General features: G+C 55.3%; 21 protein-coding genes. 7 read left to right on the forward strand and 14 right to left on the reverse strand.

Translation table 11 applies throughout. From position 1 onward, the window contains the following. The 6 genes from GS12_RS10935 to zapE all read right to left on the reverse strand — a co-directional run. Nucleotides 1-1,918 (reverse strand): Ig-like domain-containing protein (locus GS12_RS10935; protein ID WP_034946847.1); only part of this gene is annotated, 1,918 nt, incomplete at its 3' end. A gap of 517 nt (nucleotides 1,919-2,435) precedes the next feature. After that, entirely contained in the window at nucleotides 2,436-2,927 is a 492-nt protein-coding gene (gene sspB / locus GS12_RS10940) for a ClpXP protease specificity-enhancing factor (protein ID WP_034917334.1), read from the reverse strand. Between the two features lie 4 nt (nucleotides 2,928-2,931). Further along, a complete protein-coding gene (gene sspA, locus GS12_RS10945) occupies nucleotides 2,932-3,573 on the reverse strand; it encodes a stringent starvation protein SspA (RefSeq protein ID WP_034917335.1) in 642 nt (213 codons plus the stop codon). 316 nt (nucleotides 3,574-3,889) lie between these two features. Continuing rightward, nucleotides 3,890-4,282, reverse strand: a complete 393-nt coding sequence (gene rpsI, locus GS12_RS10950) for a 30S ribosomal protein S9 (RefSeq protein ID WP_034917337.1) — start codon at nucleotides 4,280-4,282, stop codon at nucleotides 3,890-3,892. Nucleotides 4,283-4,297: 15 nt separating this feature from the next. Further along, nucleotides 4,298-4,726 (reverse strand): 50S ribosomal protein L13, encoded by a 429-nt coding sequence (gene rplM, locus GS12_RS10955; protein ID WP_006121722.1) that lies wholly within the window; start codon nucleotides 4,724-4,726, stop codon nucleotides 4,298-4,300. A gap of 231 nt (nucleotides 4,727-4,957) precedes the next feature. Then, nucleotides 4,958-6,085 (reverse strand): cell division protein ZapE, encoded by a 1,128-nt coding sequence (gene zapE / locus GS12_RS10960; RefSeq protein ID WP_034946850.1) that lies wholly within the window; start codon nucleotides 6,083-6,085, stop codon nucleotides 4,958-4,960. Nucleotides 6,086-6,270: 185 nt separating this feature from the next. Between zapE and zapG the strand changes: the two genes are divergently transcribed. The 3 genes from zapG to degS all read left to right on the forward strand — a co-directional run bounded on the left by zapG (nucleotide 6,271) and on the right by degS (nucleotide 9,264). Further along, a complete protein-coding gene (zapG, locus tag GS12_RS10965; RefSeq protein ID WP_034917342.1) occupies nucleotides 6,271-6,678 on the forward strand; it encodes a Z-ring associated protein ZapG in 408 nt (135 codons plus the stop codon). 79 nt (nucleotides 6,679-6,757) lie between these two features. After that, nucleotides 6,758-8,128, forward strand: a complete 1,371-nt coding sequence (gene degQ / locus GS12_RS10970; RefSeq protein ID WP_034917344.1) for a serine endoprotease DegQ — start codon at nucleotides 6,758-6,760, stop codon at nucleotides 8,126-8,128. 77 nt (nucleotides 8,129-8,205) lie between these two features. Beyond that, a complete protein-coding gene (degS, locus tag GS12_RS10975; protein ID WP_034946853.1) occupies nucleotides 8,206-9,264 on the forward strand; it encodes an outer membrane-stress sensor serine endopeptidase DegS in 1,059 nt (352 codons plus the stop codon). A 53-nt stretch (nucleotides 9,265-9,317) separates the two neighbouring features. Here degS and mdh read toward each other — a convergent pair whose 3' ends face one another. Further along, nucleotides 9,318-10,253, reverse strand: coding sequence for a malate dehydrogenase (gene mdh, locus GS12_RS10980; protein ID WP_034917350.1), 936 nt, complete (start codon nucleotides 10,251-10,253; stop codon nucleotides 9,318-9,320). A gap of 284 nt (nucleotides 10,254-10,537) precedes the next feature. On the opposite strand from mdh, the gene argR reads away from it, so the two are divergent. The 3 genes from argR to yhcN (GS12_RS10995) all read left to right on the forward strand — a co-directional run bounded on the left by argR (nucleotide 10,538) and on the right by yhcN (GS12_RS10995) (nucleotide 12,058). Continuing rightward, a complete protein-coding gene (gene argR / locus GS12_RS10985) occupies nucleotides 10,538-11,008 on the forward strand; it encodes a transcriptional regulator ArgR (protein WP_034917352.1) in 471 nt (156 codons plus the stop codon). 417 nt (nucleotides 11,009-11,425) lie between these two features. Beyond that, nucleotides 11,426-11,689, forward strand: a complete 264-nt coding sequence (gene yhcN / locus GS12_RS10990; protein WP_034946856.1) for a peroxide/acid stress response protein YhcN — start codon at nucleotides 11,426-11,428, stop codon at nucleotides 11,687-11,689. A 99-nt stretch (nucleotides 11,690-11,788) separates the two neighbouring features. Continuing rightward, nucleotides 11,789-12,058, forward strand: a complete 270-nt coding sequence (gene yhcN, locus GS12_RS10995; RefSeq protein ID WP_034946859.1) for a peroxide/acid stress response protein YhcN — start codon at nucleotides 11,789-11,791, stop codon at nucleotides 12,056-12,058. A gap of 130 nt (nucleotides 12,059-12,188) precedes the next feature. Here yhcN (GS12_RS10995) and GS12_RS11000 read toward each other — a convergent pair whose 3' ends face one another. From GS12_RS11000 to aaeX, 4 genes are all read right to left on the reverse strand, one after another. Beyond that, nucleotides 12,189-13,637, reverse strand: a complete 1,449-nt coding sequence (locus GS12_RS11000) for an NAD-dependent succinate-semialdehyde dehydrogenase (RefSeq protein WP_034946862.1) — start codon at nucleotides 13,635-13,637, stop codon at nucleotides 12,189-12,191. Nucleotides 13,638-13,715: 78 nt separating this feature from the next. Next, on the reverse strand, nucleotides 13,716-15,674 hold the full coding sequence (gene aaeB, locus GS12_RS11005) for a p-hydroxybenzoic acid efflux pump subunit AaeB (protein ID WP_034946865.1): 1,959 nt from the start codon (nucleotides 15,672-15,674) through the stop codon (nucleotides 13,716-13,718). A gap of 13 nt (nucleotides 15,675-15,687) precedes the next feature. Next, a complete protein-coding gene (gene aaeA / locus GS12_RS11010; protein ID WP_034917362.1) occupies nucleotides 15,688-16,620 on the reverse strand; it encodes a p-hydroxybenzoic acid efflux pump subunit AaeA in 933 nt (310 codons plus the stop codon). A gap of 7 nt (nucleotides 16,621-16,627) precedes the next feature. Continuing rightward, a complete protein-coding gene (aaeX, locus tag GS12_RS11015; protein ID WP_034917365.1) occupies nucleotides 16,628-16,831 on the reverse strand; it encodes a p-hydroxybenzoic acid efflux pump operon protein AaeX in 204 nt (67 codons plus the stop codon). A gap of 238 nt (nucleotides 16,832-17,069) precedes the next feature. Here aaeX and aaeR point away from each other — a divergent pair, with 238 nt between their 5' ends. Then, nucleotides 17,070-17,990 (forward strand): HTH-type transcriptional activator AaeR, encoded by a 921-nt coding sequence (gene aaeR, locus GS12_RS11020; protein ID WP_034946868.1) that lies wholly within the window; start codon nucleotides 17,070-17,072, stop codon nucleotides 17,988-17,990. On the opposite strand, the gene GS12_RS11025 is transcribed toward aaeR, so the two are convergent. The 3 genes from GS12_RS11025 to yhdP form a co-directional block, all read right to left on the reverse strand. Further along, a complete protein-coding gene (locus tag GS12_RS11025) occupies nucleotides 17,987-18,598 on the reverse strand; it encodes a glutathione S-transferase family protein (protein ID WP_034946871.1) in 612 nt (203 codons plus the stop codon). The genes aaeR and GS12_RS11025 overlap by 4 nt on opposite strands. A gap of 80 nt (nucleotides 18,599-18,678) precedes the next feature. Then, nucleotides 18,679-20,124 (reverse strand): metalloprotease TldD, encoded by a 1,446-nt coding sequence (gene tldD / locus GS12_RS11030; RefSeq protein WP_034946874.1) that lies wholly within the window; start codon nucleotides 20,122-20,124, stop codon nucleotides 18,679-18,681. 81 nt (nucleotides 20,125-20,205) lie between these two features. After that, complete coding sequence (yhdP, locus tag GS12_RS11035) at nucleotides 20,206-24,006, reverse strand: AsmA2 domain-containing protein YhdP (RefSeq protein ID WP_034946877.1); 3,801 nt, start codon at nucleotides 24,004-24,006, stop codon at nucleotides 20,206-20,208. Nucleotide 24,007: the final 1 nt, after the last annotated feature.

The raw sequence follows: 24,007 nt of genomic DNA on the forward strand, positions 1-24,007 counted from the left end.
ACGTAAAGTCGGTATCATAAACGTTAAAACTGTCTGCGCCCACGCTACCCGCCATGACCAGGGCTCCACCTTCTGAACCGTTTACGGAAACGCCCACCGTCATGATCAGATTGTTAACCGTGCCATCCGCCAGGACGTAGGTGAAAATATCTTCACTGCCAGCCAGTTTGATTATCGAATCGCCGTTGAGCGTATAGGTATAACGGCCATCCTGATGGAGGGTTAATTTACCGTAAGCACCCGCGATAGTGACGCCGCCCGCAGCAACTACCGTGTAGCTTGCGGCGTCGGTGATAATACCGCCAGCCACCGACTTCACCTGGCCTGTGCTTTCAACTCCACCGTTTTGCGCAAAAACCGACCCGGTTATGCTGCTGTCGCCATTAACCCGATAGTCTGTGGTGCTGACGATATTGACGGTGACCTGTACCGGCAGCGGATCGTAGTTGGTTGACCAGAACCAGCCTTCATGCCCGGACTGGGTGCTTTCAACAACGACGCGATAGGTTCCTTCCTCATAATCTGACAACGATACATTTAACGGTTTATCGCTGGACAGTGACTCTGTCGCAGTGGTTACGGTATCCCAACTGAAGGTCTTCTCGTTATAAACCTGAAGCGACCACTTAATGGAAACCACGTTATTGACGTTAACATCTGCACCGGAAACGCTGACGTTGATGTTCTGCAAAACGCCGCGATCGTCAAGAGTAAAAGTATCGCTGACAAAGCTGTTGTTTTCATTGTCAAGGATGGTGCCCTGATCAACATACTCATGAACTGGCTCAACCTGACCTGTCACATCAGCCGCATTATCTTCCTGTGCGGTTTCAGTCCTGCTTAGCGTGATATCACGGTCAACGTACAGATCAACGGTTTCTCCCGTGGCGGTTTTACTGGTGTAGTGAACATAATAGATGTTGTCGGTAACCGTGCCGCCGTCGGCGATCGCGTTGCCTTCGTCATCGGTGATCACCGGCTTGGTGGCGCTGTTGCCCGTGTCGTTTTCGCTGTTTTCTTCGATTTCCTCGCTTTCACCGCTTTCCTCATTCTCACCGGTGCCGCTCTCTTCGCCAATGCCGCCGTCGACGATCACGTTAACCGTATCGCTGACCGGGTTGCCGTCGGCGTCAGTGCCGTCAACCACAATCGCGTGCCCGCCGTCGGCCAGCGGGGCGTCCGGCGTGAATCTCCAGTTGCCGTCCTCATCCGCCACCGTTTCGCCCAGCACCTCGTCACCGTCGGTGATGATCACCGGGGAGCCCGGCTGCATGCCGCCGCCCTCAAGCGTCGGGGTGTTGTCGGTAACCGTGCCGCCGTCAGCGATCGCGTTGCCTTCGTCATCGGTGATCACCGGACGGTTAAGGCTGTTTTCAGCAGCCAGCTCCGCAGATTCATTTTCCTCATCGGGGATATGTACAGGGGCTGGTGATTGATCAGACGATTCAGATGAAACAGACTTTCGATGGCTTCCTTTTTTGGAAGAAGGCGCAAGACCCACGGTCATCGCGGTAGCGGCCAGCGAACCGCCCGCAGCGATTGGTAAAATATTCTGGCCGGCAATTATTGACTCAACGGGAACAGATGCAAGGTCATAAGAACCGTTTACAGCATCATATTCATACGCCCAGGCCACGCCGTCTGGCCCTGAAGCTATAACAGCAGGTAGCTCGCTTACCGGATAGTCCTCCAGCACAATCTGATGGTTTACGCTGGCGGATTCGTCAACGACCTCAAGAACGAGATTGTTATCAACTTTTTTGGCGGTGATTTTTTTTGGCGGTTGGCCATCTTCGCTGTGAATTTCAAGCGAGGCTGCGGTGGCAGGAGTTTTGAAAGATAATAGCTGATTAGCTTTTAACAGCTCTTTAAAAACAACTTTACCTTTTACATCCTTTACGATTAATTGAAGATTCATTTTTTCACCAAAGCATTACAAACATTTGGCTGCTTATCGAAAACAGCATCCCTGACTTCTTGCATCCGCACGAACTTATCCATGACCACAAATTGCCCACTCTGAAACGGGTAAAAATCCGAACCTCGTTCTACAGGGCGTCTGAATGTTACCGTCTATCCTCATATCTCTGGCGGCGATTGCCGGGTTTACATCAAATGTAACTAGCGGACATCTGCGATGTTTTCTTAAAAAAACAATCAATAAATTCCTGTAAATTTACGTAGGAAAACTGCGCTATCTGCCAAAAAATAAACTAAAACTGAGCCAGTATTTAAGGGGCTCGCTCCGGGTTGAAATTCAGAAAAAGACAATAAATTTTCGAAATGGCGGGGGAGTAATGGAATGGAAAGCGATATAAAAATATTCCTGCCAGCATAAACCGTGTCAGAAAAGTTTTTCCGGCAAGTAATGATATTGGTGGGAAAAAGATAAAAAAAAGCTCACCGGAGTGAGCCTTAGAGGATAAAAAATATGCTTACTTCACCACGCGCAGGGCCGGACGGCCGCCGCGCGGAGGCGGGTCGTCGTCAGGATTGTTGTCTTCATCCTGAATGCTGTCGTCAGGCCGATCGCCATCAATAACCGACATGACCGTTTCCGGCGACTCCTCTTCAGGATTGTATTCACCCGCTTCGGTATACACCGGTTCCGGCTCGAACATTGTGCCGGCGCCATTCTCACGCGCGTAAATAGCCATGATCGCCGCCATTGGCACGGTCACCTGACGCGGAACACCGCCGAAACGGGCGTTAAAAGATACCTCGTCATTGCCCAGCGCGAGGTTACCCACGGCGCGCGGTGCAATGTTCAGTACAATCTGGCCGTCACGCGCATATTCCAGCGGCACCATGACGCCCGGCAGGTTAATATCAACTACCAGATGCGGCGTTAGCTGGTTATCAAGCAACCAGTCGTAGAACGCACGCAGCAGATAGGGTCGACGTCCACTCAGTTGGGTAGTATCCATACGTCTAGCCCCGGGTTTGCAGGCGCATTTCGCGTTCCGGTTCAGTCAGAGACGCCAGGAACGAGTCGCGCTCAAACACGCGCGTCATATAGCCTTTCAGCTCTTTCGATCCGGCGCCAGCCAGTTCTATGCCCATCTGCGGCAGACGCCACAGCAGCGGCGCCAGGTAGCAATCTACCAGGCTGAACTCTTCGCTCATAAAGAATGGCGTACGGGCGAACAGGGGCGCAATCGCCAGCAGTTCTTCACGCAGCTGCTTACGTGCGGCTTCCGCTTCCTGAGCCGTACCGTTTTCAACTTTGCGCATCAGGCTGTACCAGTCGTTCTCGACGCGGTGCATCATCAGGCGGCTTTCGCCACGCGCAACCGGATAAACCGGCATCAGCGGTGGATGCGGGAAGCGCTCGTCCAGATACTCCATGATGATGCGTGACTCATACAGCGTCAGCTCGCGATCGACCAGGGTAGGGACGGTGCGGTACGGATTGAGGTCAATCAGATCCTGTGGCAGGTTATCCATTTCTACCTGTTCAATCTCAACGCTGACACCCTTCTCCGCGAGAACAATGCGAACCTGATGGCTAAAAATGTCAGTTGGACCAGAAAACAGCGTCATCACCGAACGTTTGTTGGCAGCGACAGCCATGTAAACCTCCAAGTTTATCCAGAAAATACTACGCAAGGCCACCAGATGGCGACTCACCTGCTTAACCCGTTGTCATTAGCACGACGCGAAACTGAACAACGAACCGCTCAGGACTTCATGCATAAATGCCCTGCTTATGGGCGCAAAGTGACAGAGAGTTTATCAGATTTTAGTCTGCTTGTGGGGGCGGGAACACGGATTTGAGGGGAAAAGGATTAACTTCGTCTCGTTTCCCGGCATTTCCCTGCGTCCAAAAAAGAAAAACCCGGCGCAAGCACCGGGTTTTCGATAATCGCTTCTGCCGGAGCAGAGCAAATTAACGTTTGGAGAACTGTGGACGACGACGTGCTTTACGCAGGCCGACTTTCTTACGTTCAACCTGACGAGCATCGCGGGTAACGAAGCCTGCTTTACGCAGTTCGCCACGCAGTGACTCGTCATACTCCATCAGCGCACGGGTGATGCCGTGACGGATCGCACCAGCCTGACCGGAGATACCACCACCTTTAACGGTGATGTAGAGATCGAATTTACCAACCATGTCGATCAGTTCCAGCGGCTGACGCACTACCATGCGGGCAGTTTCGCGACCGAAGTACTGTTCCAGTGAACGCTGGTTGATTACGATGTTACCGCTACCCGGCTTGATAAAGACGCGAGCGGAAGAGCTTTTGCGGCGACCAGTGCCGTAGTTTTGATTCTCAGCCATTGCCTGTAATCCCGATTAAATGTCAAGAACTTGCGGTTGCTGTGCCGCATGGTTGTGCTCGTTGCCCGCGTAAACTTTCAGTTTACGGTACATAGCACGGCCCAGCGGGCCCTTTGGCAGCATGCCTTTAACCGCGATTTCAATCACACGCTCAGGACGGCGAGCAATCATCTCTTCGAAGGTCGCTTGCTTGATACCACCGATGTGACCGGTGTGATGGTAATAAATCTTATCGCTACGCTTGTTACCGGTTACGGCAACTTTCTCAGCGTTCAGAACGATAATGTAATCACCGGTGTCAACGTGCGGAGTGTATTCCGCTTTGTGTTTACCGCGCAGACGACGAGCCAGTTCAGTCGCTAAACGACCTAAAGTTTTGCCTGTCGCGTCAACAACATACCAGTCACGCTGGACGGTTTCCGGCTTAGCTGTAAAAGTTTTCATCTAAAAGCTTACCCAAATTAAGTTACACGTTGGTGAAATCCCAAACGCTTGAATAAACGGTTGAGGCTCACACGACCATCTTGACCAGCAAGCCCACCCCCTCGGACAGAGTTGCCAGCGCAGCAAAGTTTCTGGGAAGAAAAACTTTGTCGTAACGTGGGGTCGCAAGATTATAGAGAAGTCATCACCAAAGCGCGACCCCTTTTTGCAAAAATTACCGGGAGCTTTTGCTTATGGCAGGTGCGGCAGGCGCAGATACTCCTCGCTTTGCATCTCCTGAAGGCGCGACATGCAGCGCTGATACTCAAATTTCAGCTTAGCGCCCTGATAAATTTCGTGTAGCGACGCTTCAGCCGACACCACCAGCTTGACGTGGCGCTCGTAAAACTCATCCACCAGCGCCAGAAAACGCCGCGCCTGATCCTCGGTTTTGTAGATCATCACCGGCACGTTAAACAGCAGCATGCTGTGAAAGCGGCGCGAAAGCTCAATGTAATCGTGCTGACTGCGACCTTCGCCGCACAGCGTATGAAAATCCATCGCCACTACGCCTTCAGCGACGCCCATTGTCGGCAGCGAACGGTGATTGATAGTGAGCACCGGCTTATCGGTCGGCTTATGCCCCGCCAGGGCGGTAAACATGCGCTCCATTGCCTGTGAGGTGCTCTCGTTAAGCGGCGTCATCCACAGATGCGCCGAGGTCAGCGTGCGCAGTCGGTAATCGATACCGGCATCGACGTTCATAATTTCGCAGTGCGTTTTGATCATCTCAATCGCGGGAAGAAAACGGGCGCGCTGTAGTCCGTTGCGATAGAGCTCATCCGGCGGGATGTTCGATGTCGCCACCAGTGTGATGCCGCGCGCGAACAGTGCTTCCATCAGCGTGCCAAGCAGCATCGCATCCGTGATATCCGAAACAAAAAATTCATCAAAGCAGAGCAGATCGGTTTCATTTTTGAACCCATCGGCAATGCTCTGCAAGGGATCGCTTTGCCCCTGAAGCGCGGTCAGTTCTTCATGCACGCGCAGCATAAAGCGATGAAAATGCAGCCGCAGCTTGCGCTCGCCAGGGACTGCCTGAAAAAACAGATCCATCAGCCAGGTTTTTCCCCGCCCAACGCCGCCCCACATATAGAGTCCGCGAACCGGCTGAACCGCCTCATTTTTACCTTTGCCAATAATTTTAGTCAGCTTGCCGAACAAACCTTTGCCTGACTCCGGTTTTGTCGCCCCCGCGCCGCTCAGGGCGTGATAAATCTCATCAAGCCGGGAGATGGCTTCGCGCTGCACGTCATCGGGTTGATACTCGCCGTTTTCCAGCGCCTGCTGGTACCGCGACAGAGGAGACATCATTTGCATAATCTGTTCACATTTCCTGAAATATTCGGAGCAATCAGAAGGTTGATCGTAAAAAAAACGCTTCCAGACTAAGCTATGCTGCCTCAGGATTCCACTTCCGTGAGATTAGCGGTTATAGTGGCTAACAGTGGACTGGCATCAACCAGACGAACCTACGGAACAATGAACACAACACGGGAGTTATTATGACCTGGGAATACGGGCTTATTGGGTTGGTAGTTGGATTGGTTATCGGCGCGGTGGCAATGCGCTTTGGTAACAGGAAACTACGGGAACAGCGCTCAATGCAGTACGAGCTGGAAAAAACCAAGGCCGAACTGGCCGACTACCGTGAAGAGTTGACCAGTCACTTTGCGCAAAGCGCAGAACTGCTGGATAACATGGCGCGCGACTATCGCCAGCTTTATCAGCACATGGCGAAAGGCTCTAACGATTTGCTGCCTAATCTGCCCGGCGAGAAAAATCCATTCGCTTATCAGTTAACGGAGTCGGAAGCGGATAATGACCAGGCGCCGGTGCAGATGCCGCGCGACTACCCCGATAGCGCTTCCGGCCTGCTGCGCGGCGAAGCGGCGATCGGGAGTAAAAAATAAGCCTTCCTCAGGGGCGATTGTCGCCCTTTATTCCACGCCGGCACGCGTCCCCCATTTATCAAGTGAGAGCGTTGTAACGATGAAGAAGAAATCATTACTGTTAAGCGTATTAGCATTAAGTATTGGCCTCAATCTGACCGTTACGCCTCAGGCTCAGGCGACGCTGCCGGCACAAATTCAGGGCCAGCCGCTACCGAGCCTGGCGCCAATGTTGGAAAAAGTGCTGCCTGCGGTGGTGAGCGTCCATGTGGAAGGTACGCAGACGCAAGCCCAGGAGATCCCTGAACCACTCAAGCGGTTCTTTGGTCAGAGCGAAGGCAACGGTGAGGCGCAACCGCAGCCTTTTGAAGGGCTCGCTTCCGGCGTGGTCATCAATGCAGAGAAAGGCTACGTATTAACCAATAATCATGTGGTGAACGGCGCGGACAAAATCAGTGTTCAGCTCAGCGACGGGCGCGAGTTTGACGCGAAGCTGATCGGCCACGACGAGCAGACAGATATTGCGCTGATTCAGATTAACGGCGCAAAAGGGCTGACGCAGATTAAAGTGGCTGACTCAGATCAGTTAAAAGTTGGCGACTTTGCCGTCGCCATCGGCAATCCGTTCGGCCTGGGTCAAACCGCCACTTCCGGGATCATCTCGGCGCTGGGCCGCAGCGGACTGAACCTTGAAGGGCTGGAAAACTTTATACAGACCGACGCGGCCATTAATCGCGGCAACTCCGGCGGCGCGCTGGTAAACCTTAACGGCGAACTGATTGGTCTGAATACCGCTATCCTCTCCTCTGCCGGTGGCAATATCGGCATCGGCTTTGCCATTCCGGGCAATATGGCGATGAATCTTGCTCAGCAGCTGATTGAGTTTGGCGAAGTGAAGCGCGGCCAGTTGGGGATCAAAGGCACTGAAATGACGGCGGACATGGCCAAAGCCTTCAACGTCGATATCCAGCGCGGCGCCTTCGTTAACGAAGTGATTCCGGGTTCTGCGGCGGCGAAAGCAGGCATCAAAGCAGGCGATATTATTACCACGCTGGATGACAAACCTGTGGAGAGCTTTGCCGCGCTGCGCGTGAAAATCGGCACCACCGCACCGGGTAAAGACGTCCGCGTCGGCCTGATCCGCGACGGCAAACCGCAGACGGTTAGCGTGAAGCTGGACACCAGCACGCAAACCACCGTCAGCGCTGAACAGATGACGCCTGCGCTTCAGGGCGCTACCTTTAGCGACGGCGCAGCGAAAGACGGCACGAAAGGCGTCAGCGTTACCGCCGTTGAAAAATCGACACCAGCAGAGCAGTTTGGCCTGCAAAAAGACGACGTTATCGTCGGCGTAAACCGCACGCGGGTACAGAATCTTACCGAACTGCGCAAGCTGCTGGACGCTAAACCGCCGTTGCTGGCGCTGAATGTGATCCGCGGCGGTGAAAGCATTTATCTGCTGCTGCGCTAAATGATGATGCGGACACCTGCGTGTCCGCTCAACTCGTGTTATTCTGCCGGACGTTCATTCACTTATCATTCAACGCCATGTTTCTTAAACTCTTACGTTCGGTGCTTCTTGGTTTAGTGGTAGCAGGTCTTCTGCTGGCCGCCGTACCTGCGTTGAGGATCGGCACTGACTTCTTTGCTCATAAAGACGACAGCGCGAATCGCTCGCCGGTCAGCTATAACGCTGCGGTTCGTCGTGCCGCCCCCGCCGTCGTGAATGTTTACAACCGCAGCGCCAACGCCTCGGCTGATAATCTGGAAATTCGCACGCTTGGTTCCGGCGTTATCATGGATGCGCGCGGTTATATTCTTACCAACAAACACGTCATTAACGACGCCGATCAGATCATTGTCGCGTTGCAGGACGGTCGTATATTTGAGGCGATGCTGGTGGGTTCCGATAGCCTGACCGATCTGGCGGTGTTGAAAATCACCGCCTCCGCCCTGCCGGTGATCCCTATTAACCCTAAACGCATCGCGCATATCGGCGATCTGGTGATGGCGATCGGCAATCCTTATAACATTGGTCAGACCGTGACGCAGGGCATTATCAGCGCCACCGGGCGGGTCGGATTGAGCCCTTCACGCTATCAAAACTTCCTGCAAACCGATGCCTCCATTAACAAAGGCAATTCGGGCGGCGCGCTGATTAATTCGCTTGGCGAGCTGATGGGCATCAACACACTTTCTTTCGATAAAAGCAACGATGGCGAGACGCCGGAAGGCATTGGCTTTGCCATTCCAACCGTGCTGGCGGCGAAGATCATGGATAAGCTGATCCGTGATGGCCGGGTGATCAGAGGCTTCATTGGCATCAGCGGTCGGGAGATCCCGCAGTTTCATGCGCAGAATGCCAGTCTCGACCACATTCAGGGGATCGTGGTGACCAACGTCGCGCAGGGCGGCCCGGCGGCGAAGGCGGGGCTTCAGGTTAACGATGTGATCACTCGCGTGAATAACCGACCCGCCGTCTCGGCGGTGGAGACGATGGATCAGGTAGCTGAGATCAGGCCGGGAACGGTGATCGACGTCAATATTCTGCGTAATGACCGCAAGATGACGTTACCGATCACGGTGCTGGAATATCCGGGGAACTAGCGTCAGGCAGGATAGTGAAAAGCAGGGCCGGACGGTGCCGGCCCTGTTGTGGGTTACTTAACGAACTCTTCGCCCAGCGTGATATCTTTTTTCAGCGTGTCGAGCATGCTGTTCAATGCCTGCTGCTCAAACGCGCTCAGGTTGCCAATCGGTTTACGTTCGGCCACGCCGTTCTTGCCCAGCAGCAGCGGCTGAGAGAAGAAACGCGCATGCTCGCCGTCACCTTCGACGTAGGCGCATTCCACCACGTTGCTTTCGCCATTCAGCGCACGCACCAGTGACAGACCAAAGCGGGCCGCGGCCTGCCCCATCGACAGCGTAGCCGATCCGCCACCGGCTTTTGCTTCAACCACTTCCGTACCCGCATTCTGAATGCGTTTGGTCAGGTCGCTGACCTCCTGCTCAGAGAAGCTGACGCCCTGAATTTGCGACAGCAGAGGCAGGATGGTCACGCCTGAGTGGCCGCCAACAACCGGCACGTTCAGCTCGCCAGGGTTTTTACCTTTCAGTTCAGCCACAAAAGTATTGGCGCGAATAATATCCAGCGTGGTCACGCCGAACAGTTTGTTTTTGTCGTAGACGCCCGCTTTCTTCAGTACTTCAGCGGCGATCGCAACGGTGGTGTTCACCGGATTGGTGATGACACCGATCAGCGCCTGAGGACAGGTATCCGCAACCTGTTGGATCAGGTTGCGCACGATACCGGCGTTCACGTTAAACAGGTCGGAGCGATCCATTCCGGGCTTGCGGGCGACGCCCGCAGAGATCAGCACCACATTTGCGCCCTGAAGCGCTGGCGTGGCGTCTTCGCCGCTGAAGCCTTTAATGCTGACGGCGGTAGGAATGTGGCTTAAATCGACGGCCACCCCGGGCGTCACGGGAGCGATATCGTACAGAGAGAGTTCTGAACCTGCCGGAAGCTGGGTTTTCAGCAGAAGAGCGAGAGCCTGGCCAATACCACCGGCTGCACCGAGAACTGCAACTTTCATCCTAAACTCCTTATTATGTGAGCATCAAGTGCCGTGAATGCACAGGCAACAACCTGAATGGCCGTTACATTACACCCTTACCACTTAGCAGAACAACATCAATTTTATAACAAACCATTCACCTTAACTGCCTTCTGCACGCTTATTTTTCTGCCTTTTTAGCAGAACGTTGCCAGGTCTTTGCAGCCTTCTCGCCCGTTTGCATAAACATTCATTCAAATGCATAATGACAGACGGTCCCGACCGGGATTCTCCCCATAACCGGTAAATTTTAGCGGAATTTTATGCGTATCCCATCCAAACAAGAAGATCTGATAAAGGCCTTTAAGGCCTTATTAAAAGAAGAGAAGTTCAGCTCGCAGGGCGAAATCGTCGCTGCGTTGCAGGAAGATGGCTTCGATAATATCAATCAGTCCAAAGTTTCCCGCATGTTAACCAAATTTGGCGCGGTTCGCACCCGGAATGCGAAAATGGAGATGGTTTACTGCCTTCCTGCGGAGCTGGGTGTGCCGACCACCACCAGCCCGTTGAAAAACCTGGTGCTGGATATTGATTACAATGATGCGCTGGTGGTCATTCATACCAGCCCCGGCGCAGCGCAACTGATCGCCCGCCTGCTGGATTCCCTTGGAAAAGCAGAAGGCATTCTCGGGACAATCGCCGGTGATGACACTATCTTCATCACCCCTGCGCGCGCGTTCACCGTTAAACAACTCTATGAAGCTGTTCTGCATCTCTTTGAACAAGAGTTATAAGCAGCGTTTTATTTAACACGCGAACAACACTTTTGATCTGTCCGTCTTACCTGAGCCGCCGTTCTGGCGGCTCTTTTTTTGCTTTTATGTAAAAAGCAGCACATTACGCTAATAAAGCCACATTTAGCAAAAGATAACGAGATGCTGGTCTCCTGGGGCAGCCTGAACCACTGCTACTAACCGCACAAATCGCTCATTTCTTCCACTTCCTTGTTTTTCATGGGATTTCTTATGACCAACGCCAGAAATAAGCTTTTCTTATAACTTATCGTTATTAAAAAGTGGTTTAGCACTGAAGTATCCCATCAAAATATTATTAGCATGCTATTAATATTTTCCGGTATCAGATCTATACTCTTTTTCGTGATGCGAATCACACTTTCTAAAAAGATAAAAATAGAGACGAGGAATAACACCATGAACATTAAAACTACTGTTGCATCGCTTAGCCTGCTATCTGCTCTGTCATTCGGCGCATCTGCCGCAAATTATGTGGACGCCGGACAAACACAAAATCTGCAATCCCTCGGCACCGTTTCCGTGAGTGGCAACGCTGCGGCACCAATGGACATCCGTCAGGCGCTCAGCCAGAAAGCAGACGCGCAGGGCGCAACGGCCTATCGCATCATCGAAGCAAAACTTGATGATAACTATCATGCCACGGCCGAAATCTACAAGTAAGCGCACGCTAATCAACTGAAAGTAAAAAGAATATAACGCGCTATCGCGGCCTGATATTCCCCGGCCGGAGTTGGCGCTCACAAAGATGGAGTAAGTATCATGAAAAGTAAAATCGCTATCGCTGCCCTGAGCCTGGCCGCTGTTGTTTCTTTCGGCGCCAGCGCCGCAAACCTGGTGACCAGCGAAGACGTGGCTAAAAATAACCTGCAATCAGTGGGTACAATAACCGTAAGCGGTATAGACGCCGCCCCAATCGATATCCGTCAGCAGCTCTCTGAGAAAGCCGACCAGCAGGGCGCCAGCGCCTATCGCATCATTGAGGCCTATACCAACGGCAACTACCACGCTACCGCTGAACTGTTCAAATAAGCTGCATTGCCGGACCGCATTCCTCGTCAGCATGAAGACGTTTGGCTTCGTTCGCCGAAGCCCTTTTTACTGAGAGGCTGCGGCGGCAGGCACAGGCCTGCCCCGATCCTGACGGCCCCTCGTCGATGTGTTACAAACCGCCGATATGCAGGGCCTTCACTTCCATATATTCTTCCAGGCCCAGTACAGAGCCTTCCCGCCCCAGCCCGGACTCCTTCACGCCGCCAAACGGCGCCAGCTCGGTCGATACCGCACACTCATTGATGCCAACCATACCGCTTTCCAGCGCCGCGGAGACGCGGAAAACGCGCTGCAAGTTCTGCGTGTAGAAATATGCGGCAAGGCCAAACTCGGTATTATTGGCGCGGCGAACAACCTCCTCTTCATTATCAAAGCGGAAACAGGCCGCCACCGGACCAAAGGTTTCTTCGCGTGAAAGCTGCATGTTGTCGTTGGCGTCAGCAATCACCGTCGGCTGCCAGAAATTGCCGCCCAGCGCGTGACGCGCGCCGCCGGTGACGATCCGTCCGCCGTTTGCCACCGCGTTCTTCACGTGCTCTTCAACTTTATCGACGGCGGCGGATTCGATCAGCGGCCCCACCACTACGCCTTCATCCATGCCGTTGCCCACGTTGAGTTTGCTGACTTCACCGGCAAGCTGATCCACAAAGCGATCGTAGATGCTGTTGTGGATAAAGAAGCGATTGACGCTGACGCATACCTGACCCGCATTGCGAAATTTATTGGCAATGGCGCCTTTCACCGCCGCATCGATATCTGCGTCTTCAAAGACGATGTAAGGCGCATTGCCGCCCAGTTCCATCGACACTTTTTTCATCGTTTCAGCCGCGTTGCGCATCAGCAGCTTGCCCACCCCGGTAGAACCGGTGAAAGAGATCTTTCTGACCGCCTTGCTGGCCATGATCGCATCGCTGATCGCATGCGTATCGCCCGCCACCGCATTGAGCACACCGTCCGGCATGCCCGCTTTCTTCGCCAGCGCCAGCAGCGCAAAGGCGGAAAGCGGCGTGTTATTGGCCGGTTTGATCACACCGGTACAGCCCGCCGCCAGCGCCGGGCCCAGCTTGCGGGTCAGCATCGCCATCGGGAAGTTCCACGGCGTAATGGCCGCCACCACACCAATCGGTTCACGCGTCGCCAGAATACGCGATCCCGCTTTGGCAGGCGGAATAATCTCCCCGTTAGCGCGCTTCGCCTGCTCGGCAAACCACTGAATAAAACTGGCGGCGTACTCTACTTCGCCCTCCGCTTCTTTCACCGGTTTGCCCTGCTCTGCGGTCATCAGTTTTCCCAGCCAGCTTTTGTTCTCAATCACCAACTGATACCAGCGATTGAGGATGTCGCTGCGCTCTTTAGCGGTTTTAGCCCGCCAGGCCGGAAACGCTTTCTCTGCGGCGGCAATCGCCTGTTCGGTTTCGTTTTTTCCGGCGCGCGCGACCTGCGCGATGGTTTCGCCGGTCGCCGGGTTGAGCACGTCAAAGGTTTCCTTGCAGCGTTGCCACTGGCCGCCAGCAAGGAAACCCGTCTGAAACAGTTCATTGTCCTGAAGGGATGACATGATACTTTTCTCCTGTAAGGGCTGAGGAGTAAGTATAGATGGTGAGATTCTCTGTGTATCAACCGCGAAAGCGTCGTATCAGATTTGCACCAGCGTATTCTGATATTTTTTCAGCATCTGTGCCAGACGCGCCACCGGTTCTGTCACGCTGAGCGGCGCCTCATAGTAACGCAGCTTCTCCTGATAGATCTCCAGCTCCGCCAGCAGCTGTCCGAAATAGCGGCGACGTTTGGCATCGCTGCCGCTGGCAATGACCTGGTCGGCGGTGTGACGCAGCTGTTTGTGGAAATCGGAAAGATCGCGGTTTACCGGAATGTCGGCGTCGCGCAGCCGCTGATGGCCGATAATCAGCGTCAGCGCGATGCGGTATTTATCGATATCGCCAGGAAACAGATTCAACAGCATAAAAAGCTGCTGATAGAGCGCGGGCAGATGGTTTTCCCGTCGCCTGGCCTGACTGGTGGTCATTGCCGCGACGGCCGCATACATAAAGCGGTTGAGCAAGGTGCGGCCAATGCGCGCTTTCGACGTGTCGCGGATCAATAAGATCACCAGCAGCGCAACACAGCAGCCAATGGCCTGCCCCAGCGCGTTGTCGAGGAAAAAATCCACCTGAAAGGTCATCGGATTATCCAGCGTCAGCACGTTCAGCGTTCCCACCAGCGCGCCGAGCGTGCCGATCTGACGGCGCTGGATCAGGATGCCGCCGATGAAGGTCATCACGCCCAGCGCGATACAGAGCAGCAGCATACTTTGCTGCGTGGCGGGCATGATCACCATATAGTAAATGGCGCCGATCGGGATCGCAGCGATCATGCCATAGAGAAAATCTTTCGCCATCATCAGCGGGTTTGGCATGCGCATCGCCAGCGCGGTGATCACCGCCAGCATCACCATCACGCCACTCCCTGATGTCCAGCCGGTCCACAGCCAGAACAGCGAGCCTACCGCCGTGGCAACAAACGTGCGGATACCGTTCACCAGCGCGTGGCGCGATTCCGCCGAGCGCATTTTCACCACCGGCTCGCTGTTCAGCACCTCTTCTTCACTGCGACTGATGCTGCTGTTGGTATGAATGCCTTTGATCAGCAGCAGATAGCGCGTGGCGGCGCCCACCCAGTTAGAAAGCGTCAGCGGCGTGTTTTTACTGCCGCTGGCAGCGATAATCCGCCGCATAATTTTCATGCGTTTGTGCACGTCCGCAATGGTTTCTACCGGTTTTTCAAACAACAGTTGAAACTGCGGCGGCATATACGCGCTCTGCGTGTTCTGGATAAGAAACGTTTCCGCTGCCTGAGTAATGAGCGTCAGCGAAAGCGTGTTCAGCGCGCGCATCCGTCGGTCTGTTTTTTGCCAGTGACCCGGTTCCATCAGCAGATGCGTACGCATTCCGTTCAGCGCCATCGTGCGGCGAACCAGTCCGGTCCAGGTTTTATCCACCTCTTCTTTGTCGGCATGCATCACGCAGAGTTGCATCAGACGATAGTGTTCGATCAGCAACACGTCGATCTCGCGCCCGATATCGTTTTTTATCGAACGCGGCGAAAACAGCATGTCGGCGAGCACGGCGCAAACAATACCGATAATGATTTCGCAGCAGCGCTCAACGGCAAACTGCGGCGCCAGCAGCACCGAACCGTTGGCATCCACGCTGACCACAATAATCAGCGCCGTATAGCCCGCCAGCCCAAGCGCGTAGGAGTTTTCCACCTTGATCAGCGATGAGAGCCAGACGCAAAGCCCGGCCCACAGGCAGCACAACAGTAGCATCAGCGCCGGTGCGCGAATGGTGGCGATCATAATGATCAGCGCCGCAATACAGCCGATAAACGTGCCGATAATACGCAACATGCCGCGATGACGCAGCGCGCCGGAGAAGGGATCGCCGCCTGCGGCAAAGGCCGTACCGCCCGCGACGATACAGGCGGTCATCACCGCCCAGCGTGGCGTTTCAAGGTTGAAATGGAAACCAATCAGCAGCGCCAGCAGAATGGCGAAGGTGAGCTTGACAGGGAACCGCAGACGATACCACAGCATAAGGCGCTCCCGCTTAGCCGAACTCTCGCAGGCGATGCATCAGCTGCATCAACGGCGAGCGATCTTTCACGCGGCGATCGTTTTCACCCGTCACCACGACCGTGGCGGTGGTGCCGGAAGGATAAAGGTTGCCCTGCTGCCGATCGAGATGAATACGCACCGGCACTCGCTGCGCCAGGCGCACCCACTCCAGATTCGAATCAATGGTCGCCATGCCTTTGCTGTCGATGCTGCTGCTGCTGTTGGTCACGCCTGCGGCAATGCTGTCCACCGTTCCATGCAGCACGCGGTTGCTGCCGAGCGGCGTGATTTCGACGCGATAGCCGGGACGAATACCGTCCAGCTTGGTTTCTTCCATGTAAGCCAGCACGTAAAAGCTGTGTTGCTGAACCAGCGCCACGGCCGTTGAACCGCGCGTAATAAATTCGCCCCGGTAGACGTTAAGGTTGGTTATCCAGCCGTCGGCGGGCGCTTTCACCTCGGTTCGTTCCAGATCGAGCTTCGCGGTATTGCGCGTGGCCACGGCCTTCGCCAGCTGATGTTCGCTGGTCTGGTAATCATTATTTGACTGCTCAATGGCCTCGCGCGACATCGCAGAAACGCCCAACTGGTTGCGGCGCGACGCTTCACGCCGCTTTTCATTGACCAGCGCCTGGTAGTAACCCACGTCCGCTTCGGCCTGATCCAACGCCTGTTGATAGCGTGGCCTGTCGATAACGAACAGCACCTGATCCTTTTTCACCAGTTGGTTGTCACGCACGCGAACGTCGGTGATCAGGCCGCTGACGTCAGGCGCAATCGCCACAATATCCGCAGTGAATTTCGCGTCGCGCGTCCACGGCGACTCGGTATAAAACACCCAGACACGGAAAATGACGACGATAGCGATAATCACTAAAATGAGGGTAAGAGCAAAACGAGTGATTTTTTTTGTTAGCGCTTTCATTGCAACCTCAAACAAACAACCGGGTAACCAGCCAGAACAGACAGCAGAACAGCGCAGTATTGAACAGCGCGGGATGCCAGACAAAATCATAGATGCCGGTCGGCGTAAGCAGACGACGCACCAGCCAGAACAGCATCAGTGACACAATAATTTCAAAAAAGATGGGCGGAAAAGAGAGCCCAAAAATAACCATAACCGGCAGCACGCTCATATCGATTCCTTAATGTTCCTCAACCGGTTCCACGTCTTTTGCCACACGTCACGCGCCCGATAATGGGAAGCATGTTGATAGTCACGGGATGACGCCTGGGGCAGGCGTGCGTTGAAAAATGACACGCAACAAAGGCGGGCGAGCGACGGCGAAGTGGTCCGGCAGTGCTATAGTAACGCGGCTTACTATATGTTTTCTACTAAATGTGATCTAAATCACTTTTAAGCCAGAGTTAACAATGGAAAAACTAAAAGGTATGTCCGTGTTCGCACGCGTGGTGGAACTGGGTTCATTTACCGCCGCGGCACACCAGCTCAAAATGAGCGTTTCCGCCGTCAGCCAGGCGGTGGCGAAGCTGGAGAATGAACTTCAGGTAAAGCTGCTTAATCGTAGCACCCGCAGTCTCGGTCTGACCGAAGCCGGGAAGATTTTTTTCCAGGGCTGCCGCCGGATGATGTCGGAAGCGCAGCAGGCGCACGAACAGCTCTATGCTTTCAACAACACGCCGGTCGGCACACTGCGCATTGGCAGTTCCTCAACGATGGCGCAAAACGTGCTGGCAACCATGACCGCCGACATGCTGAAAGAGTATCCGGGACTGACCGTTAACGTGATGACCGGCAGTCCGGCGCCCGATCCCATCGCCAACGGGCTCGATTTGGTGATCCGCGTCGGCGCGTTGCAGGACTCCAGCCTGTTCTCGAAAAGGCTGGGCTCCATGCCAATGGTGGTATGCGCCGCCAGAAGCTATCTGGCGCAGCACGGCACGCCGGAGAAACCGGGCGACATCGGTAATTTTTCGTGGCTGGAGTACAGCGTACGGCCGGATAACGACTTTGAAATGACCGCCCAGGAGGGCAGTTCCATACGGCTTTCGCCGCAGGGGCGCTTTATTACCAACGACTCGCAAACGCTGGTGCGCTGGCTGGTGGCCGGGTGTGGCATCGCTTATGTGCCGCTGATGTGGGTGATTGACGAAATCAACGCCGGTAAAGTGGATATCCTGTTTGGTCAGTACTATTCGGCGCCGCGGCCGGTCTACGCGCTCTTTACGCAAAAGGACAAGCTGCCGTTAAAAGTGCATGTCTGTATTAACTATCTGACTGAGTATTTTGATAGGGTCGCCGACATCATGAAAGACATGGCGCGGAATGTTTAATAATCGGCAGCCGGCCTTGCCCGAAAACGCTTATACCAGGCATCAAGACGCGGGTGATCGTTGCCGAATGAGAGGTCAAATCTTTCTCGCGCGGTCTGGAAAATGGGAAAAGTGGTGAAGTCAGCTATTGTCGGTCGCTCGCCGGCCAGGAACGCATTCTCACCCACTTCCTCTTCCAGCACATTCAACAGCTCTGTGATATAAGCAAATAATCGATCCGCCGTTGCTTTTGACGGCGCAGCTTCTTTCTTCGGAAAAGCAGGGGTGATATTCCATAACCACAGCTGGCCCCGCGCCACAAGATCGCTCCCCAGCCGCTCCACCGCACGGACACGCGCCCGTGAAACAGGATCGGTTCCTGTCATGGTATTGTGAGGAAAAATCTCTTCCAGATATTCTATAATGGCTGCGGAATCGTTTATGGCAACGCCCGAGTCCGTGAGCAAGGTGGGCGCCCGCCCCGAAGGGTTAATGCTGAGATACTCAGCGGAGCGGTGCTCGCCATTCAGATAATCGAGTTCGTACCGTGGGATAACCAGGCCTTTTTCAGCTATATAAATAATGACCCGGCGTGGATTAGTGCCTTTACTGAACTGATACAAAAGCATAAAACCCCCTCAACACGCATGCCTTACTCAGGGTGCCATTCGCTGGCGCCAGACGCCGCCCATCGGGCGGCGCCGTGAGATCAGGCCGTTCCGCCAACGGTCAGCCTGTCCAGCTTCAGCGTTGGCTGGCCCACGCCGACCGGCACGCTCTGACCCTCTTTGCCGCAAACGCCCACGCCTTTATCCAGCGCCAGATCGTTGCCGACCATGGAGATTTGCTGCATGGCTTCAATGCCGGAGCCGATCAGCGTCGCCCCCTTCACCGGTTTGGTCACCTTACCGTTTTCAATCAGATAGGCTTCCGAGGTTGAGAAAACGAATTTACCGGAGGTGATATCCACCTGTCCGCCGCCAAAATTGGGTGCCCAGATGCCGTAATCAACGCTTGCGATAATGTCTTCCGGCGTCGAATGGCCCGCCAGCATATAAGTGTTAGTCATGCGCGGCATCGGCAGATGCGCGTAGGACTCACGGCGACCGTTGCCGGTAGGACTGACGCCCATCAGGCGCGCGTTGAGCTTATCCTGCATGTAGCCTTTCAGCATACCGTTTTCAATCAGCACGTTGTACTGACCCGGCACGCCTTCATCATCGACCGCCAGCGAACCGCGCAGCCCTTCTATAGTGCCATCGTCCACCACGGTACACAGCTCAGACGCCACTTTCTGGCCCATCTGTCCGCTGAATACCGAGGTGCCGCGACGGTTAAAATCGCCTTCCAGCCCGTGTCCGACCGCTTCGTGCAGCAGCACGCCAGGCCAGCCCGCGCCCAGTACTACCGGCAGCGCACCGGCCGGTGCGGCAACGGCGCTCAGGTTGACCAGCGCCATGCGCACGGCTTCACGCGCCCAGGCTTCCGCCCGCGTTTCGCCTGCTTCGTTAGCGAGGAAAAATTCATAACCAAATCGGCCGCCGCCGCCGCTGGAGCCGCGCTCGCGTTTGCCGTTTTCTTCCACCTGCACGCTGACGGAAAGCCGCACCAGCGGACGCACGTCGGTCGCCAGCGTACCGTCCGTTGCCGCCACCAGCACCAGCTCGTAGACGCCGCTCAGGCTGGCGCTGACCTCCTGCACGCGCTTATCGGCAGCGCGGGCGGCCTTATCCACGCTGTGCAGCAGGGCGATTTTCTCTTCACGGGTCAGGCTTTGCAGCGGATCGGCAGTGGTGTACAGCGAGCGGTTTACCACCGCCCCGAGCGTATGCGATTTACCGTTGCCCTGTTCGCGCACGATGCTGCGTGCGGCGCGGGCACTTTGCGTCAGCGCATTCAGTGTAATTTGATCGGCATAGGCAAAGCCGGTTTTTTCACCGCTGACGGCACGCACGCCGACGCCATGGTCGATGTTCCAGGAACCGTCTTTAATAATGCGGTCTTCCAGCACCCAGGATTCGTGGTAGCTGGATTGAAAATAGAGATCGGCATAGTCCAGCTTACGTTCGGAAAGCTGACCGAGCAGGGAAAAGAGATCCTGTTGATTTATATTATTAGCAGTTAGTAACTGCTCACTTACCAGATTCAGACTCATGGGTTCTCGCTCTGTTTGGATGAGCCAGTCGCCTGGCGTCGCATCTCTATAGCCTGAGGCAATTAAGCAGTCACGTCAAATTCACCTGTTGCTCTTCTCACGCGGCTTGCGAAGGACTTCATCGATCTGTGGTTTGTCGATGGGACCGGAGATGTGATAGCGCAGAACAGAGATCTTATTCCACAGCGGCGCAAGCACCTTGCTGGCGGCAAATACCGCCGCGCCCACCACCGGGTTGACCGCAAACGCCGCCGCCACGCCGACGGTGGCCGAAATTTCCGGCGCTACCACCGCTTCCATATCGATCTGGCGCTTCACCAGATCCATTTTGCCCTGCATGGCGATATCCGCTTCCAGGCCATCCACCAGCAGGTTGTCGGTGCGCATCACCCCTTTTTCGATCCAGGCCGTGCCGCTGATAGAGTCAAAATAGAAGCCCTGATTGAAGGTGTCGCTGAAGTCGAACCGCAGTTTGCGCAGCAGCGCATCAAAGCTCACCAGCCGCAGCAGCTGCCCGGCTCGCCCGGTATTAACATCAGCAATTTCCCCCGCGCCGAAGTGCGTTTTCAACACGCCACTCAGCGTATTCTCCGACGGTTGCCAGGGCGCCGACTGCCAGTGCAGATCGTAATCAATATTAAACGGCGCATCGCGCAGCGGCGAGTTCACGCCAAACCAGTTGGTGGCGTCGTTAATTTTTTTACCGCTCAGCACGCCTTTCAGGGCGGTGCGCTGCGAACCAGGACGATTAACCCATTCGCCATTGACCGTCAGGCGCGAACTGCCGGAGTCAATCAGGCCGTTTTTCAGCGAAAGCGTGTCGTGAGTGTGGGCAAAATCTGCCTGCATCCGGCCAAATTTTTGCCCGCGCAGCCAGCACTCGTCACAGGTGATGTTGAGCGCGGGCCATCTGCTGAAATCGATCGCGCTGGCGTCGTCCGGCATCGGCGAGGCGCCCTTCTGCGCGGCCCACTCCGGGTTGTAATAGAGATAGTTCAGATGCCCAACCCAGGGCGAATTACCATTGATGGCTAAGGTGCCGTTAATCTCTTTGCCTTTCGCCGTGACCTGAGTATTTCCCGCCATCGTCTGGCTGAGCGTCACGTCAAGATCGCGCCACTGCTGGCCCGCCAGCGTCAGGGCAGGCGTGCGCAGGATAATATTTCCCGGTATCAGCGATTTTCCGCTTTTGCCGGCTGATTGATCGCCGCCTGCGCCCGCCAGACCAAGCCACGCGGCCCCGTCCAGCGGCGGCAGGTTCAGCACCATGCCCGCAGACTGCGGCAAGGGCGGCGTGCGGCGGGTGGTGTTTTCCCAGATACCGCGCTCGATTTTAAGCTGCTTACCTAACAACCACCGGCTGTTAAAGCGGTGATCGCTACCGACTGAGCCGCTCAGGTTAAATGAGGCGAGATCGCCTTTTGCAATAGCTTTTACCGGCATCGCGTCGCCCTGCTTTTTATCAAGCGGAGATGGTAAGTGACTACTTACATTCTTCAGGTCGCCATCCACGGCAATGTTGTAATTCGCGCCGCCCGCATGCGGCAAGGCGATCTGCAAATCGCTTTTCCAGCTGGCGGTGCCGCCGAGTTTTTCACGTAGCGCCGCCGGTACGGCGTCGATTTTACCCGGCTGCCAGTCGCCCTTCACGTCCACGCCAATCTGATACTCTTTCGCCGCTTCTTTGGTGTTAAAGCTGGCGTCAATGGGCTGACCAAACCAGGTGGCGGTGAGCGGCCCGCTTTGCAGATTGCCGTTATCATAAGTGAAACGCCCGTTAAGCTGATGGAGCGTGCTTTCCAGCGGCTTGATAAACAGCGCATTATTATGAAGGTTCACGTCGCCGGTGGCGCGCACTTCTTCGCCATCCAGCGGAATATCTAAATGTAAGTGACCACCCACATTCCCTGTAACCTGAAGCTCATCAAGGGCAGCGCCTAAAGAAGGTTTTAACGGCGTCTGATTAAAGTAGTCGCCAACGTCCTTGCCTTCGCCACTGATATCACCATCGATAATCAGTTTCTCTTTCAGATAGTCAGGAATGACCGCAGAAATATTTTTCCCCTGTACCTTGCCCAGCTTCGCCTCACTGGCCTTCATCCACAGGCCGTCGTTAACGAAATCCAGGTTGATATCGAGGTTCTCAAGCGCGGGCCAGCCTGGCTGAAACGCATAGGTAGCATTTTTGAGCGGCACCCAAACCTGGAACAGCCCGTCGTTATGTTTAAACGGGAAAAGTTCCGGATTACCGGCAAAAACCAGCGATGCATTACGCGCCTGGCCGCCTTTAATGGCGCCGCTGAGGTAATTGACCAGCGCTGTGCCCATCAGCGGTTCGGGGAAGTAGCGCCAGGCATCGGCCGCGTTGGTGACGTTGATCCCGGCAAGAATATCCAGCCTTGGCGGCTGCCCGCTGTTTTGCGCCCATTTGAAGTCGCCTTTAGCCCACAGCGAGCGCGCCTGCACATCCAGATCCTTACCGCTGAGGGTGATATTGTCTTTGTCATAACGCCAGCCGAGGGTGCCGCTGGCGTGGGCAACGTCCAGCGGCGCACGGAACATGTCGCCGTACGGCAGCGTGGCGTTATTAAGGTTGAAGCGCAGCTGTCCGTCTGACACGCCGCCAGCGACCTCGCCGTCAAGATGTTCCATGCCCGGCAGCAGTTCCCAGTGCTGCCAGCGCAGATCCTGCCAGCGTGCCTGGAAACGCATGTGCTCCGGCTGCTTAACGGGCACGTCCACCGCCAGCACTTTCAGCAGGCCGCGTGGTTGCAGCGCGCGCCAGTTTTCCAGCAGCCCTGGCGTCATACCGGCGAAAAGCGGAATAATAGGATCGATGCGTTCCAGATCCAGGTTGGTGGCGCGAAAGCGCACCTCTTCGTTATGTTCCGGGCCGGGAAGCAGGCCGCTTTCCGGCTGCCAGAGCAGTGAAAGCTGCCCGTTCGGCCAGCGCTTCCCATCGGTCACCAGGTTGGTTTGCGGCAGATGAATACGCCAGCCGCTGTTGAAGCGGGTGATATGCGCGGTAACATTATCGACGGTCAGCGTGTGGGGTTGCCTGTCGCCCTGCCAGCCCGCGCCGCCTTTTTTAAGCTGCACGTCACCTTCATAAAGCTCGCCCTCTTTCAGGGTCATCCAGGCGGCAAGACTGAAGCGGGCGCGATTGAGCGTGGTATTGTCGCGCATCCATTTTCCCAGCCAGGGGCGCACGTCTACGTCCTCGGCCTGCATCCACACGCGGCCGGTGTCCAGATATCCGTTACTGTCGCTGAGATCGAGCCGCACCTGCACTTCGCCGTGCTGGCCGGTAAAGCTCGACAGATTAACCAACCCTTCAGCGCGATGGCGGGTTCGTTCGTTAAGCCAGGTCAATTGTGGAATATCCAGGCGCGCGCGTTGGCCGGACGGCGTCAGGAAGCTGATCTCACTGTCGCGCAGGTCGAAATGGTCAAACTGGCGAAGGAAAAGATCGTTGATCTGACCGGGTTTCAGTTCAATTTTGGCGTTGTCGCCAATGGTCAGCGGCGTATTGGTCACCAGCCGAAGCTGGTAAAAAGTAAGATTGCGGAACTGCCAGCGCAGATGCAGCAGCGACTGCCAGACATCCAGCGCCAGCGACACCCGCCCGACGTTCAGCTCGCCGCCGTCCTGCAAGCCAACGTGGAGATCGCCGATATCAAGAACCGGGCCGAAGTTCGCCCACTGGCCATGCAGCGCGGTAGCCTGGACAGGCATATTGATGGCGGAGGAGACGTGCTTCAGGATCGGTTCGCGCCAGCTGTCCAGGTGCGGCATAACCAGACGCAGCCCGCTCACCAGCAGCGCAACAACGACAACGATAATCGCGCCGGCAAGCAGCAGAATCCTCGGCAATTGCCTCACA

Source organism: Erwinia oleae, assembly GCF_000770305.1.
GTDB classification, from domain to species: domain Bacteria; phylum Pseudomonadota; class Gammaproteobacteria; order Enterobacterales; family Enterobacteriaceae; genus Erwinia; species Erwinia oleae.